The sequence below is a fragment of the Pseudomonas sp. 22082 genome (assembly GCF_052046055.1).
GTDB lineage: Bacteria > Pseudomonadota > Gammaproteobacteria > Pseudomonadales > Pseudomonadaceae > Aquipseudomonas > Aquipseudomonas pharyngis.
Genome location: NZ_JBQEQB010000018.1, coordinates 56,314 through 70,622, shown reverse-complemented (window position 1 = coordinate 70,622; position 14,309 = coordinate 56,314). Strand labels below are relative to the sequence as shown.

13 protein-coding genes and 2 pseudogenes are annotated in these 14,309 nt (G+C 56.9%); 11 read left to right on the top strand and 4 right to left on the bottom strand.

Translation table 11 applies throughout. From position 1 onward, the window contains the following. Positions 1 to 12 precede the first annotated feature (12 nt). A complete protein-coding gene (locus ACTJK9_RS20415; protein ID WP_440815771.1) occupies positions 13 to 1,449 on the top strand; it encodes an alanine/glycine:cation symporter family protein in 1,437 nt (478 codons plus the stop codon). A 126-nt stretch (positions 1,450 to 1,575) separates the two neighbouring features. Here ACTJK9_RS20415 and ACTJK9_RS20410 read toward each other — a convergent pair whose 3' ends face one another. Then, positions 1,576 to 2,460: a LysR substrate-binding domain-containing protein gene (locus tag ACTJK9_RS20410; protein ID WP_427603546.1), complete on the bottom strand. Its 885-nt coding sequence runs from the start codon at positions 2,458 to 2,460 to the stop codon at positions 1,576 to 1,578. A 149-nt stretch (positions 2,461 to 2,609) separates the two neighbouring features. On the opposite strand from ACTJK9_RS20410, the gene ACTJK9_RS20405 reads away from it, so the two are divergent. The 9 genes and pseudogenes from ACTJK9_RS20405 to ACTJK9_RS20365 form a co-directional block, all read left to right on the top strand. Continuing rightward, positions 2,610 to 3,467 (top strand): transketolase, encoded by an 858-nt coding sequence (locus ACTJK9_RS20405; RefSeq protein ID WP_440815767.1) that lies wholly within the window; start codon positions 2,610 to 2,612, stop codon positions 3,465 to 3,467. Further along, the gene (locus ACTJK9_RS20400) at positions 3,464 to 4,465 is read left to right on the top strand and encodes a transketolase family protein (RefSeq protein ID WP_440815765.1); all 1,002 of its coding nucleotides are present in this window, start codon (positions 3,464 to 3,466) and stop codon (positions 4,463 to 4,465) included. The genes ACTJK9_RS20405 and ACTJK9_RS20400 overlap by 4 nt, the downstream gene beginning before the upstream one ends. A gap of 131 nt (positions 4,466 to 4,596) precedes the next feature. Further along, positions 4,597 to 5,895 (top strand): MFS transporter, encoded by a 1,299-nt coding sequence (locus tag ACTJK9_RS20395; RefSeq protein ID WP_440815762.1) that lies wholly within the window; start codon positions 4,597 to 4,599, stop codon positions 5,893 to 5,895. Between the two features lie 30 nt (positions 5,896 to 5,925). Further along, complete coding sequence (locus tag ACTJK9_RS20390; protein ID WP_440815759.1) at positions 5,926 to 6,324, top strand: glucose dehydrogenase; 399 nt, start codon at positions 5,926 to 5,928, stop codon at positions 6,322 to 6,324. A gap of 11 nt (positions 6,325 to 6,335) precedes the next feature. Then, positions 6,336 to 8,366: a pyrroloquinoline quinone-dependent dehydrogenase gene (locus ACTJK9_RS20385; RefSeq protein ID WP_440815756.1), complete on the top strand. Its 2,031-nt coding sequence runs from the start codon at positions 6,336 to 6,338 to the stop codon at positions 8,364 to 8,366. A 59-nt stretch (positions 8,367 to 8,425) separates the two neighbouring features. Continuing rightward, the gene (locus ACTJK9_RS20380) at positions 8,426 to 9,178 is read left to right on the top strand and encodes an SDR family NAD(P)-dependent oxidoreductase (RefSeq protein WP_440815754.1); all 753 of its coding nucleotides are present in this window, start codon (positions 8,426 to 8,428) and stop codon (positions 9,176 to 9,178) included. A 39-nt stretch (positions 9,179 to 9,217) separates the two neighbouring features. Continuing rightward, positions 9,218 to 9,850 carry a glutaredoxin 2 gene (gene grxB, locus ACTJK9_RS20375; protein ID WP_440815751.1) on the top strand — a complete coding sequence of 211 codons (633 nt, stop codon included), beginning with the start codon at positions 9,218 to 9,220 and terminating at the stop codon, positions 9,848 to 9,850. A 133-nt stretch (positions 9,851 to 9,983) separates the two neighbouring features. Continuing rightward, positions 9,984 to 10,421: a winged helix-turn-helix domain-containing protein gene (locus ACTJK9_RS20370; protein WP_440815749.1), complete on the top strand. Its 438-nt coding sequence runs from the start codon at positions 9,984 to 9,986 to the stop codon at positions 10,419 to 10,421. A 149-nt stretch (positions 10,422 to 10,570) separates the two neighbouring features. Further along, positions 10,571 to 10,765, top strand: a pseudogene (locus tag ACTJK9_RS20365) (hypothetical protein); the annotation flags it as partial. A gap of 62 nt (positions 10,766 to 10,827) precedes the next feature. Here ACTJK9_RS20365 and ACTJK9_RS20360 read toward each other — a convergent pair. The 3 genes and pseudogenes from ACTJK9_RS20360 to ACTJK9_RS20350 form a co-directional block, all read right to left on the bottom strand. Then, positions 10,828 to 11,040, bottom strand: a pseudogene (locus ACTJK9_RS20360) (transposase); the annotation flags it as partial. A gap of 960 nt (positions 11,041 to 12,000) precedes the next feature. Continuing rightward, a complete protein-coding gene (locus ACTJK9_RS20355; protein ID WP_440815747.1) occupies positions 12,001 to 13,386 on the bottom strand; it encodes a DEAD/DEAH box helicase in 1,386 nt (461 codons plus the stop codon). After that, on the bottom strand, positions 13,383 to 13,952 hold the full coding sequence (locus ACTJK9_RS20350) for a hypothetical protein (RefSeq protein WP_182387397.1): 570 nt from the start codon (positions 13,950 to 13,952) through the stop codon (positions 13,383 to 13,385). The genes ACTJK9_RS20355 and ACTJK9_RS20350 overlap by 4 nt, the downstream gene beginning before the upstream one ends. Before the next feature lie 102 nt (positions 13,953 to 14,054). Between ACTJK9_RS20350 and ACTJK9_RS20345 the strand changes: the two genes are divergently transcribed. Continuing rightward, on the top strand, positions 14,055 to 14,273 hold the full coding sequence (locus ACTJK9_RS20345; protein WP_440815745.1) for a helix-turn-helix domain-containing protein: 219 nt from the start codon (positions 14,055 to 14,057) through the stop codon (positions 14,271 to 14,273). Positions 14,274 to 14,309: the final 36 nt, after the last annotated feature.

The window sequence follows — 14,309 nt, the reverse complement described above, 5'->3', positions numbered from 1 at the left end:
TGAGGTTGCGCCATGCTCGAAGCCATCAACGGTTTTCTTTCGGGAAAGCTGCTCATCGTCCTGGTCGTTGGATTGGGCGCCTATTTCACAATCAAGACTCGCTTTGTGCAGCTTCGCTATTTTCTGCACATGTTCAAGGTATTTAAAGACAGCCTCACCAGCAGTTCGACACAAATCAGCTCATTCCAGGCCCTGATGCTTAGCCTGGCGGGACGAGTAGGTGCGGGCAACATTGCCGGCGTCGGTGTGGCTGTTACCCTTGGCGGGCCTGGTGCCGTCTTCTGGATGTGGGTCACTGCCTTGGTGGGTATGGCTACAACGCTGATGGAGTGCAGTCTGGCTCAGTTATACAAGCGTAAAGACGCTAGCGGCCAGTTCTACGGAGGCCCATCCTTCTATATAGAGCACGGTTTGAATAAGCGCTGGCTCGGCGTGCTGATGGCCACGCTACTCATCGTCACCTTCGGTTTTTCCTTCAATGGGCTGCAATCCCATGCCGTGACCCATTCCCTCCAGAATGCCTTTGGCGTCAATCCCACCTATTCAGGCATTGTTCTGGCCGTCGTGCTGGGCCTGGTCTTCGTAGGTGGCATCAAGCGTATCGCCAAAGTGGCGGATCTGTTGGTACCAGTCAAAACGCTGGCCTACATCGCGGTAACCCTCTACGTAATAATTCTGCAGTTTGATCACGTGCCAACAATGCTGATGACCATCATCAACAGTGCCTTTGGTTTGGACCAGGCCTTTGGCGGCTTTATTGGTAGCGCCATTGTTATGGGCGTCAAGCGGGGAGTGTTTGCCAACGAGGCCGGTTTGGGCAGCGCACCCAACGTCGCGGCTGTTGCTGAGGTCAAGCACCCTGTTTCTCAAGGCGTAGTGCAAGCATTCAGTGTGTTTTTCGACACGTTCGTGATTTGCACCTGCACTGCACTGCTGATCCTACTCTCGGGTTTTTACACCGCCGGGTTTGCAGGTGACGGCCTGGTACTGACTCAGAACTCGTTGGCGGCGGTGGTTGGCGACTGGGGGCGCATTTTCATAAGCGCCGCATTGGCCTTGTTTGTATTTACCTCGATTCTCTACAACTACTACCTCGGCGAGAACAACTTGAAGTTTATCTTGGGAGATAATTGCAAGATGCTCTTGGGCTATCGTGCGCTTGTTTTAGCGCTGATCCTATGGGGGTCGGTGGAGGACCTTTCGACCGTGTTCGCCTTCGCCGACATCACTATGACGCTATCTGCGTTGGTGAACCTGATCGCGCTCACATTGCTGTGTAATGTTGGGCTCCGGTTGCTAGCCGATTACGACAACCAACGCAAGGCGGGCATAGCTGAGCCCGTCCTGACTCCAAGCGCGTTCGACGACGTCAATATCGACAATAGTATCTGGACAGCATCAGCGACTACGTCTGTAGGGAATCCAGCGATAGTGCCGGGTCATCGTTGAGAGTTATCCTGGAGGGGCGAAAGGACAGCGACAATGAGCTAACTGTCTTTTGTTGCCTGAGCGCCCCAATATAGTAGTGAGCTAGAGAGTCCATCACCACTGCCAGTTACGGTCCGCGATTGCCGATCAGTTCACAGCGAGTTCCTTGAACAGCCATTCTTTGAATTGAGTTACAGCGTGAGGTTGCGTGGGGCGGCGAGGATGCACCAGGTAATGGCCCACGTACCGGACGCTGTGGCTCACCTCACGCAGTGGACGGACCAGGCGTCCACTGGCCAGCTCTTGTTCCGCTACCAAATCTGATTCAAGGACTACTCCCAGGCCACCTGCCGCTGCGGCAATCCCCATGGAGCTGCGGTCGAACGCCAGACCATAGGATTGGGGCGCTTGCATACCGTTTGCTGCAAACCAGCCTTTCCATTGCACCGCCTGCCCATCGCTCTGGATCAAAAAATGAGAGTACAGGTCCTGTACGGAGCGCAAGGACTTGGCAACCTCAGGGCTGCAAAGTGGCGTCAGCTCTTCGATGCGCAGCGGCGTCTTTTCATGAGAGGACGGCCTGGGCTCGCCATAAACGATATCGAGGTCGAAATCGTCATTGTCGAACAGCGCGTAATCCGTGCTAGCGGAGATGCGCAGGTCGATGCCTGGGTGGTCTCTCAAGAAGCCCGCCAGGCGCGGAACTAGCCACTGGCTGGCAAAGGTAGGCGCGGTATGTAAGCGCAGGGGCAGCGCCGGTTCGTTGGTCGCGATGGCCAAACCCCGACTCATCTCTTCGAAGCCGCGTTGGACGTGATCAAGCAGCATTGCACCTTCCGCAGTCAACGCCGTGTGCCTGGTGTTGCGGACGAACAGCGTAATTTCGGCGGCGGCTTCCAGTTTTCGGATCGCATGACTCACCGCACTGGGCGAGAGGTCGAGCTCTTTTGCAGCCTCCACGAATGAGCACGTCCGGCCTGCCGCTTCGAAAACCCTCAGGGCTGATAGAGGCAACCGTTTTAACACTTTCATTGATGAATCCAGTTCATTTGTTAACGAATTAAAACCTTTTGTCGGCTCATTAGTTTTACATGAACATCAGCGGGTTACTCAATTCGATGTTTACTGATGAATCCTCTACATCAGTGACGCCGAATCGCTGGTCACCAATGGAGAACAATATGACCGAGGGTCTCAATGAGCACTTTGCCCAAATGTCGGCGCACGCCTGGCGGATCCGGCGCTTTGCGCTGCGCATGGGTGAGGTCCAGGGCCAAGGCTACGTCGGCCAGGCGCTGGGCTGGGCAGACGTCCTGGCTGTTGCCTACTGCCACGCTATGAACATTCGTCCCGATCAACCTGAATGGGAGGGGCGAGATCGCTTCTTGCTGTCCCACGGACACTACGCCATAGCCTTGTACGCCGCTTTGCTGGAGGCGGGAGTGCTTCCGGAAGAAGAGCTGGAAACCTATGGCTCCGACGATAGTCGGCTGCCGATGTCTGGCATGGCCACCTATACACCCGGCATGGAAATCTCCGGTGGCTCGCTGGGCCAGGGGCTGGCAATCGCGGTGGGTCAGGCGCTGGGATTGCGCCTAAAGGGCAACAAGGCGTTCGTGTACAACTCGATGTCCGATGGCGAGTTGGATGAAGGCGCGGTGTGGGAGGCTGCCATGTCGGCAGCTCACCACCGGTTGGGCAACCTGATCAACCTGGTGGACATCAACCGCCAGCAGGCCGACGGCCCTTCCCACGACATCCTGCAGTTCGAGCCTCTGGTCGATAAATGGGCTGCTTTCGGGTGGCACGTACAGCGCGTCGACGGCAACAACCTGCAGGAGGTGATCAATGCCTTTGATACCGCGCGGGCGGTTCCTGGCGACAAGCCGCGGGTGATCCTCTTCGACACATTGATGGGTAAAGGCGTGCCGTTCCTGGAGCAGCGTGACAAGAACCATTTCATCCGGGTCGAGCCCCAGGAATGGCAGCAAGCACTTGCAGACCTCGATGAGATCCACGCGCCAAGGAGCCACCAATGACTGCCGCTTCCCAAGCAAAGCCGAAGCTCACCACGTCGTCCATGATCGCCTCCATTGCCAGCGAGGGGCAACGCACTACATCTGCGCCGTTTGGCCACGCTTTGGTGAAAGCCGGTCAGAAAGATCCCCGGATCGTAGGCATGACGGCAGACCTCGCGAAATACACTGATCTGCACATCTTCGCCCAACGCTACCCTGAGCGCTTCCTCCAGATGGGCATGGCTGAACAGCTGCTCATGGCGGCGGCCGGGGGCATGGCGAAGGAAGGCTTCGTGCCGTTCGCCACTACCTATGCAGTGTTTGCCACGCGACGCGCCTATGACTTCATTCACCAAGTGATCGCCGAAGAAAACCTCAACGTGAAGATTTGCGCAGCGCTGCCGGGCTTGACCACCGGTTATGGTCCGAGTCACCAGGCGACCGAAGACCTCGCGATGATGCGGGCGATCCCCCAGATGATGGTCATCGACCCCTGCGATGCACTGGAAACCGAACAGTGTGTGGCGGCTATTGCAGAGCACAACGGCCCCGTGTACATGCGCCTCCCGCGCGGACGTGTTCCGCTGCTTCTCGACGAGTACGACTACAAGTTCGAACTGGGCAAGGCCAAGCTCCTGCGCGATGGCAAGGACGTGCTGATCATCGCCTCGGGCCTGATGACCATGCGTGCCCTGGAAGTGGCTGAAGAACTGGCCAAGAGCACGATTGATACGGCCGTGCTACACGTCCCCACGATCAAGCCGCTGGACGTCCAGACCATCGTCGAGCAGTGCCGACGCGACGGCCGGCTTGTGGTGATCGCGGAGAACCACACCCAGATTGGCGGTTTGGGTGAAGCCATTGCCATGGCGTTGCTGCAAGCCCGCGTGCAGCCCGAAGTGCGCCATGTGGCACTGCCTGACCAATTCCTGGACGCGGGCGCACTGCCGACCCTGCACGACCGCTACGGGATTTCCAAAGAAGTCATGGTTGCGAATATCCAGCGTTGGCTGGGTTGACCGAACGCTCAGCAACCGCGCGATGGTTGCTCACGATCGAGTGCCCGCTGCCCGGGGATCGTGAGTAGCCTCTTTGCCGGAACGTCGAGCACTCGTCCCTGGATCGTCCCAATAAATACAAGGTGATGGCGATGCATAAAGACACCCTGTTGAAAAAGAAGCGCGTTTGGATCTACGCGTTTCTCTTTACCCTGACGTTGATCAACTACGTTGACCGAGTGTCTCTTTCGGTGGCGTCCAAAGTGCTCAAGGAAGAGTTCGATATCTCACCGGTCGCGATGGGCTACCTTTTCTCATCGTTCGTCTGGCTCTACTTCCTGGCCCTGATTCCCATGGGCTACCTGGTGGGTCGTTTTGGCCCGAAAAAGGTCAACGGCTACGGGATCGGCGTCTGGTCGGTGGCAACCGCCTGCACGGCCTTGTCGACAGGGTTCATCTCGTTGCTCAGCTGTCGGCTCATCATGGGCATGGGCGAAGCCACCACTTACCCCGCCGGTGCCAGGGTCATTCGGGAATGGATGCCGCTCAAAGAGCGCGGCATGGCCACCGCAGTCTTCCATAGCGGCAGCCTTGTCGGACCCGCCATCGGCGCCATTGGGTTTGGCTGGCTGATCAGTGCGTTTGGCTGGCGAATCGCATTCGTGGTGGCTGGCGCTCTGGGCTTTATCTGGTTGGCCGCCTGGTTGAAGTGGTACAACCACCCCGCCAAGGCCCCTTGGCTGGACGATGCCGAGCGCGCAGAGATCGCTCAGGGCAGCGTCACTTCCACCAGCAGCGCTGCGCAGCCATTTTCTCTCGGGCTCAAGGGTCTGGCCCGCTCCAGCAGCATGTGGGCAATTGCTCTGTCGCACGGCTGCGCGGTATATGCCACCTATTTTTTCCTCACCTGGCTGCCGAGCTACCTACAGGCCGAGAAGGGCCTGACCGTGATGTCGAGTGGCTTCTACACCGCCATCCCCTATCTGGGTGCGGCCGTGCTCGCCATCGTCATCGGTCGTCTGAGCGACAAGGCGATGCGCCCTGGTGCCGCTGAAACCGGCCAGCGCCGCATGGTAGTCGCCAGCGTGCTGCTGGCGTCCTCGGTGATCTTCCTGGTCCCCGCGATCGACAGTACCTGGGCGATTCTCTTCGTGATCACCCTGTCGCTAGCCACCTGCGCTTCGGCGATCTCCCTGAACCTCTCGCTGGTCAACGACCTGGTGCGCTCTGAGGACGATGTCGGTACCGCCGCAGGTTTCATCACCGCGATCGGCAACCTGTTCGGTCTGTTGGCGCCCATCGTGACCGGCTACGTGGTGGCTGGATCGGGCAGTTTCGCCTTGGCGTTCGTCGTGGTCGGTGCCCTGTTGGTGATCGGCGCGATGCTCTCGATGTTCTGTACCCGTCGACCGATCGGCTTTGCCGCTCCAGGCAACCAGGCGGTGGCTTGAATTACTTGTAATGAAGGAAGCTGTAGCGTCATGAATCAACGTAGTGATGTGTCCCGCAACAACGACCAGGCGCAGCCTGGTCTCAGCAGGAAGTGGCGGTTCGCAACAGTCGTCCTGGCCTTGACTCTTGGGCTGTTTGGCATGGCTCTGTTCGGCGGTGGGGTGTGGCTGATGGGCTTGGGCGGTAGCTGGTACTACGGCCTGGCAGGTGCTGGTTGTGTGCTAACCGCCGCCTTGCTCTGGCGGCAGCGACGCAGCGCCATCCACCTGTTCGCGGTGATATGGGGGCTGACAGTGATCTGGGCCCTGTGGGAAGTCGGCCTCAATTGGTGGGGGCTAGTGCCTCGGCTGGTGGCCATGACTGTGATCCTGCTTTTGATCCTGACTCTGTCGCCGGCGCTGCGCCGCGCCACCCGCACTGCTGTGTAACGAGGTTCGTCATGTTTACTACCGTCAAACGTGGGGGCGCGCTTGCTCTCGCCATTTCTTGCGCCGTGCAGGTGCAATTCGCTCAGGCTGAGGGTGTTCCGCAAGTTGGCAGTGACTGGCCATTCTACGGTGGCGATCACAACGCCCAGCGCTTCAGCCCACTCAAGCAGATCACGCCAGCAAACGTCGAGCGCCTTGAGCGTGCTTTTGTCTACCACACCCGAGATCTGCCAAACCCCGGCAGCCGCTATTCACCGGAAACCACGCCAATCAAGGTGGGCAACGACCTGCTGATGTGTTCGGCTAAGAACATCATGATCTCGATCGATGCTGCCAGCGGTAAAGAAAACTGGCGTCATGACCCGGGAGTAGCGGACCAGGCCATTCCCCATGCCGCAGCTTGCCGTGGGGTGGCGGTCTACACCGCTCCACAACTGCCGGAAACTGCCCAATGCCGCAGCCGTGTGGTGGAAGCCACGCTGGATGCAAGGCTGATCGCCGTTGACCTGCACACCGGGGAACCATGCCAAGACTTCGGTCAGAACGGTTCGGTCGATCTCTGGGAAGGCTTGGGCAAGAAGGTCCCTGGCTGGTATGCCGTCACAGCGCCGCCCGCGATCGTCAATGGCGTTGTCGTGACCGGCGCGCAGATCCGCGACGGCCAGGACGAAGATGCACCATCGGGGGTGATTCGCGGCTTTGACGCTGTCACCGGAAAAATGTCGTGGGCTTGGGATCTGGGTAACCAGGACAATGTCCATGGCCCTGCCGAGGGCAGCACCTACACTCGCGGCACACCGAACATGTGGACAGCAGCGGTGGGTGACGAAAAGCTCGGCTACGTCTATCTGCCGATCAGCAACTCGTCTATCGACTATTACGGCTCTAACCGTAGCGAAGCGGAGAACAAATACTCCGACTCGTTGGTCGCGGTCGACGTCAAAACGGGCAAGGATGTTTGGCACTTCCAGGCCATTCGTCACGACGTCTGGGATTACGACCTGGGCAGCCAGCCGACCATGCTCGACTTCCCAGGGAAGGACGGAAAGCCGGTGCCAGCGGTGCTGTTGCCAACCAAGCAGGGTGACATCTACATCCTCAACCGCGCTACGGGTGAACCTTTGACTCCGATTGGCGAGGTCAAGGCGCCCAAGGGCGGTTCGGTCGAGCCCAAATACCTGTCCGACACCCAGCCGACTTCCGAGTGGCACACCCTGCGCAAGGCGCCCAAGACCGAAGCTGACATGTGGGGCTTCTCGCCGCTGGACCAGCTGATGTGCCGCATCCAGTTCCGTCAGGCTAACTACGAGGGCTACCTGACGCCGCCTTCGGTAGATCGTCCTTGGATTCAGTACCCGGGCTACAACGGTGGCTCGGACTGGGGCTCGGTTGCGATTGACCCGGTGCGCCGACTGATCATCGCCAACTACAACGATATCCCGAACCTCAACCAGCTGATCCCGCGGGATAAGGCTGAGCAGATGGGGCTCAAGCCAATCTACGCGCCAAAGCCTGACGAGACTTCACTCAACAAGGCCGGTAGCAAGTCGGGCAAGGGTGAAGGGGGCGCTTCTGTCTATCCACAGGTCAACGCTCCCTATGCAATCAGCGTGAATGCGGGTTGGCGGAACTGGGGTACCGGTGTGCCGTGCTCGGCCCCTCCCTACGGTGGCATTCGCGCAGTAAGCCTGGACACCGGCAAGACCGTCTGGGATGAGCCGCTGGGCACCGCGCGTCGCAATGGCCCGTTCGGCATTCCTTCGCACCTGCCGCTCAACATCGGCCTGCCTAACAACGGCGGCACCGTGGTCACCGCTGGCGGCTTGACCTTCGTCGGCGCGGCCACCGACAACCTGTTCCGAGCGATCGACACCGCCACCGGTGAGGTGCTGTGGGAGGACGTTCTGGACGTCGGTGCTCAGGCCAACCCGATTTCCTACGAGGTGAACGGCGAGCAGTACGTGCTCGTGTCGGCCTCCGGCCATGCCTTCATGGAAACCGGAACCAGCGACGAAATCATTGCGTACAAGCTGCGCAAGTAATCCGGGCGACGGGGCACGCCGTGCCCCGTCGCAGCAACAACTGCTAGAGGAGATGGACCATGGACTTGGGCTTGAAGGATAAACGCGTGCTGGTCAGCGGTGCATCGCGAGGCATTGGGCGAGCGATCGTTGAGCTTTTTCTTCAGGAAGGTGCGCAAGTAGCATTCTGCGCGCGCGGTACAGTGGGTGTTGAACGCGCTGGCGCTGAATTCGGCCCGCGGGCGTTCGGCACGGCCGTGGATGTCACCCAGCCTGAGCAGGTGGCGGCGTGGGTTACCTCGGCTGCCGAGCAGATGGGTGGGTTGGATATCGTGGTGCCTAACGTCAGTGCATTGGCCGGCGGCGATGATCTTGGTACCTGGCGCCGTGCATTCGACACCGACCTGCTGGGCAGTGCCGCCATGGTCAAGGCCGCCCTGCCGGCATTGCGCCAATCGGCAGCTGCCTCGGTAGTGCTGATCTCCAGCGTCTCCGGGCGCGAAGTCGATATGTTCGCCGAGCCCTACGGCATCCTGAAGGCTGCCTTGCTGCATTACGGCAAAACCTTGTCGGCACGGCATGCGAGCGAAGGGATCCGGGTCAATTCCGTTTCCCCTGGCAATGTGTACTTCGCAGATGGCGTGTGGGGCGACATCGAGCGCGATCAGCCGGAAACCTTCGCGACTTGCCTGGCCGAAAATCCAATGGGTCGCATGGCCACGCCAGAAGAGGTGGCGAAGGCAGTCGTGTTTCTCGCCAGCCCGGCCGCCAGCTTTACAACCGGTACGAACCTGCTTGTGGACGGTGGTCTCACACGGTCGGTGCAATTCTGAGCCAAACGGCCTCAATGCTATTCAACGTGGAGGAGCGTGATGAAACTCTATATCTACGAACACTGCCCGTTTTGCACGCGGGCGCGGATGATCTTTGGCCTCAAAGGCCTTCCCGTTGATCTACAGGTCATCATGGAGGGTGACGCCGAGACACCTAAGCGACTGATCGGGAAGAAGGCGGTCCCTATCTTGGAAAAGGATGACGGGACCCATATGGGCGAGAGTCTGGACATCGTGCGCTATGTCGATGCCATTGGCACACCGATACTCGTCGCTCCCCAAAGCGAGGCATTGGACGCTTGGGTTAAAGAGGTCTGGCCGACCGCGCTCAAGCTCTTCATCCCCCGCTTCGTCGAAGGTGACTTCGCAGAAGTTGCCACGCTGGCTGCACGACAAGCCTACCGGCTGCGTGAGGAGCATGCCTTTGGAAATTTGGATGAATTGCGAAACATCACTCCAATGTTGGAGGGGCAAATCGAGCCCATGCTGGAGGCTTTGGTGCCGTTGTTGGACACCAGAAAGGTCATCGGGATCAACGACATCACGCTTTGGCCGGTGCTGCGCTCGCTGTCCATCGTTCGTGCCGTCACTTTCCCTGACGCGGTGCGTGCTTACATGGACCGCCTTAGCCAAGAATGCGGTGTGCCTTTGCTGTTCGAGCAGAGCCGGTGATCGAACCAATCCGGCGGTTTCGTAGCCTGCAGTTGGCAAATCACCATGCTGACGCGCTGATGATATGTGCCTGCGCATTGGGTTTTGCTCACTCGGCAGCTGCTAGTCTCACTGTTGAAGGTGTCTACTCACCATGTCTTACAGCCAAAGCACTACGACCAATACCGTCGAGAAGTTGGAGTTGACCGCCGCCTGCGGGACAATGATGTTTTTATACATTCAGCAAAACGTGGTGCGTGTTCATGATCGCCAATTTCAGCTGAAGCCAACGCCATGCCGGCTCCTGGCGCTTCTGATTCGGTACGGGGAACAGGTGGTGAATCGCCAAACCATACTGACGGAGGTTTGGGGATATGATTTTAACCCGGGTACCAAAATCATAGACGTCCAGATCTGCTACTTGCGAAAAGCCCTTGCGGCCGTGCATGCACCGTTCGAAATCAAAACGCATCGTGGCAGGGGGATTAGCCTACGCTCGCTGAACAACGTCAGCGCTGGTCACAGATGTCGGCAGTTGCGCTGGTCTCTGTCCAGTGCGTTTGTAGGAGGCGCAGGCCATTCAATAGGATGAACGATGTGGCCCTCGCTCAAACGGCTCTCAATGCCGCGCCGTTGTTGACTGCGACAGATTTAATTCTCTACACCATCAGCCTGAAATCGCTTTTTGAGCATTCGCGACAGTTTTACACTTTCTCCAATCGAGGCTGCAAGGCCCGGAATTTGGTCTTTCAGTGCGACAGTTTTAATTATCTAACTCCAGCCCAGCATGGATGGCCGTGTCCCATCGCAATCGTTGGCGACGGTGGATGGCCGATCCTCACCGCAAGGATGGATGGTGCACCAGTAGTAGCCGGGATAGAACTGGCCCAAGAAAAGGCAAGACAGCGGCAATCTTCAGGCGCTCTGAATCGCCCCGGGTTTCCTAGACACTCTCCAAGCTCAGGAAATAGCGTTTCTCATACTCTACTGGAGCAGCACTTGAGTTCAGCGCGTAGCTTGCGAAGTTCAGTGTGCTGATCGTCATCTTGCTGACGCTGCTCTTGGGGCTTGCTGTAGACCTTGATCCAGGCGTAGAGTCTGTGCACAGACATGCCCAGGCGCTGGGCGACATCGGCCACAGGTTTGCCTTTTTCGGTCACTTGCTTGACCGCTTCGATCTTGAATTCTTCGGGGTATCGCTGACGACTCATGGCACCTCGTATTTGGGCCTCACTATGAGGCTTGGAGGTGTCTAGGAAACCAGGGGCGATTCAAGCTCACAATTCTCGTAACCCGACCACTGCTGTGATCCGCGACGCGATCCACGTTTGTCCGCAAATCCGTGCCACGCCGCTTTCAGCACAAAAACTGAGGTCAAAGATCCAGAGTCCAGTTACTGATGCGAAGAAGGACCACACTACTCGGGATCCTGAAATTCAAGGTGGTGTTTCAGATGACTGCTGCTCTTAAACAGCTTTCAACGGCGGCGTAACGGTATTCACTCGGTGAAAATCGGCCTGCCCGACCGAATAACAACAGGGCTGTAATGCACTCCGTGTACGCTAGAGCTTCCTTCTGGACGAAGCGCTCGTACAGGGCGCGTTGAGATTGAGGCACTTTAGCGCGATTTTCTAAGCACTGTTTAACAAGTGGACTAAGCATGGACCCACGAACATCGTACCTGGCGTCAACCGCCTTTAGTACTGTTGTCCAGCATGAATAGAAGATTGGAGGTAGATGGCCAGAAGGCTGTAAGTCTATGTTATCGATCATACCTATTTTATGCTTAGATGTTAAAGATAATGAGATTGCTTTGATTTGATATCATGATATTTACCCTGCAGTCAGCAATAAACTCCATGATCGATCCGGTACAAGAAATCTAGCAAATGTAAGAAGCCATCGGTGGTCGACGCAACGCAGCGAGGCACACGACGTCCAAGCCCCCAGGCTTCTTGAACGAGCCATTGATGAGCGAGGTTTGAGTTTCCTAGAACGAGTCCGGCAAGATGGCTTACGCTAGAAACTCTTAGCATGAAACAACGTTGCTCCTGACTCAAACAGCCATGAATCCGGGGCTTATCCATCCTCAGATAAGTTAGCCTAATCACTCGGATTTACCACCCACGGACTACATGCGAAAAATATATAGCTGCGTACTTGATCATCCGTTAGTAGATAGACAGAATTTCTGTTCGGAACCCCGTGGAAAGTTCCATTCGGAATATGCTTTCTTCTGACAATGCCCCCTGAGTTACTTCATCTGAAGCTGCGGAGGTCTTGAGCACCTGAATATCAAGCAGGCAATTGACTGGCTGCTCCACAGAATCCTCATGGACAGTGGAACCCGCGGCATCAAAACGGAGAAGCTGCGCATAATCCAATACAGCCAGGTCATCCGGTAAGTCTTCAGCCACTCGCTGTGAGAACTGGACTAAAGAAGGCTCCGCAAGAACGTAGAGCCACGCCTCATTATCCTTGTTTCCTGTTCGCCTCAGCACTCTGCCCAGAACTTGGCGATAATGAAGTTCGGTTCGAATGCGGCTCAGGTAGCAGCACACCTGCAAGCGAGGAATATCTGTGCCTTCGCTGATCATACCGACCGCGACAATCCACTTACCTTTCCCACTTCTAAAGTCATCTATTAGCTCGTGTGCTCCCGGAGTGCGCGTAGTGACTACTAAGCAATCCTCGCCGCGTGATTTAAGTATCCGGGCGACCTGGTTGGCATGCCTAATGTTTGTGGAGACTACCAGTCCACCCGCATCGGGAATCCTGCAACGCACCTCATCCAATCGGCTACGCCCAAGATCAATGACCTTCTCGACCATGTCGCGATGGGTGAGCAAGTCCTCAAATGATACTGGGGACTCATTCAATAGTTGAGCGATGCTTGGATAAACTGTCACGATCGGCGAGTCGTCAACTAGCTCGGTGAGTTTCACCGCGCCATTATCGATGACCACTATTCTTGGAGATCGGCAGACGTTGTCTGCGACTGCTTCCTTCAGACCGTATCGAAAATCACAAACGAGGCGGCCTTCAGGGTCGGAATATCGAGCCAAAGCAATCGCTTTGTCATCAGAGCGCCAAGGAGTTCCGGAGAGGGCGAGAGTGAAAGCCGCCTGGTCCTGCAACCGTTGAAGGATGATCTGGCCCCAAGAATTGCTTAAAAGCGGATCATGCCCAGCGCAATGGTGGATCTCGTCGAATACTGCAAAAACACGATAGTCATCGAGCAGCTGCCAAAAAGAGGCTGACTGATGACCCATTGCTTGATAGGTATTTGCGACCCCCACCGACCCCAAGCGGCCGTCAAACGGTCGACCCATTACGTGAGCGAATGTCTGCTCCAATCCTGCAACCACTTGGCAAGATGGGGCAAAGCAAAGAACAAGATCAATAGCCTCGGCGTCCAATAACCGCTTCGCGACTTCTGCAGCCATCCGGCTTTTGCCAGAGCCAGGTGTAGCTTGACAAAAAAAATGTGATGAGTGCCGATACCGCTCCAGCGCTGCAGCAACGCAAGCGCTTTGCCATACACGCAGATCCTTCATACGGTGACCAGCAGCTTCAACGTTTTTTCGATTGCACGAAGGTGTCCCAAAAGCTTCGAGCTGCGATCTCGCGCGTCAATGTAGTCATCTTCAACTCGGACCTTTAGTGCCGGCATCTCAGTAAAAAGCTGTTTATAGCGCTCGGCCTCGCCTAGAGCTGTGAGCATGTCCAGGCGGATTTCCTTCGCCAGTGACTCAAGCCTTTGCGTAGGGCAATCGTTGTGCCGCTGGTGTAACTGCGTTTTGGGGGGGATCACGCTTGGGGTGTCACTCTGTTCATTTGGGAAACGATGATCAACCAGTAAGAGGGTGATGGTTTCAGGCATCTCCATCACATGAAAAATCTGGTCGCGCTTACGCCTGATCGGATCGTGCTTGACCCATCCCACGCGTTTGAGGCGTTGGACTTGGTCGTAGATATATCGCCACAGCTCAACGTCGTTAATCTGGACGTCCAAGAGGCTGGCATAGCCAAGCCTCATCGAGCGGATCGAAAATTGCTCGAAATCGCCATCCTTGAGCAGCTTGAAGACATGCCTGTCTAGCTTAAATGTCGCAGGTTTCATGCAGGCACCCATAAAGCCGAATCGGGCGAAATGCGGATTATAATCCGTCGCTTGCTGTCAGGTAAACGACCGATAGTGCCGCCTTGGTCAATCGAGGCGGTTATGCAAGGGCTGGCAAAGGATCTCGGACAGAAAATCCGTGAGAGGAGGATATTGATCGGGTTGTCTCAGGACGCTCTCGCATTCGCCTGTGCGATAGATCGTAGCTATATGGGAAGGATCGAGAGAGGTGAGGTCAACCTCACCGTTGAAAAGCTTTACAAAATAGCCGTCCAACTCAAGTGCCAACCTCATACTCTAATGCCGCGTTTGCCCTGCTAAGCAGCTGATTGATGTAGTGACTCAGTTCTAGGATCG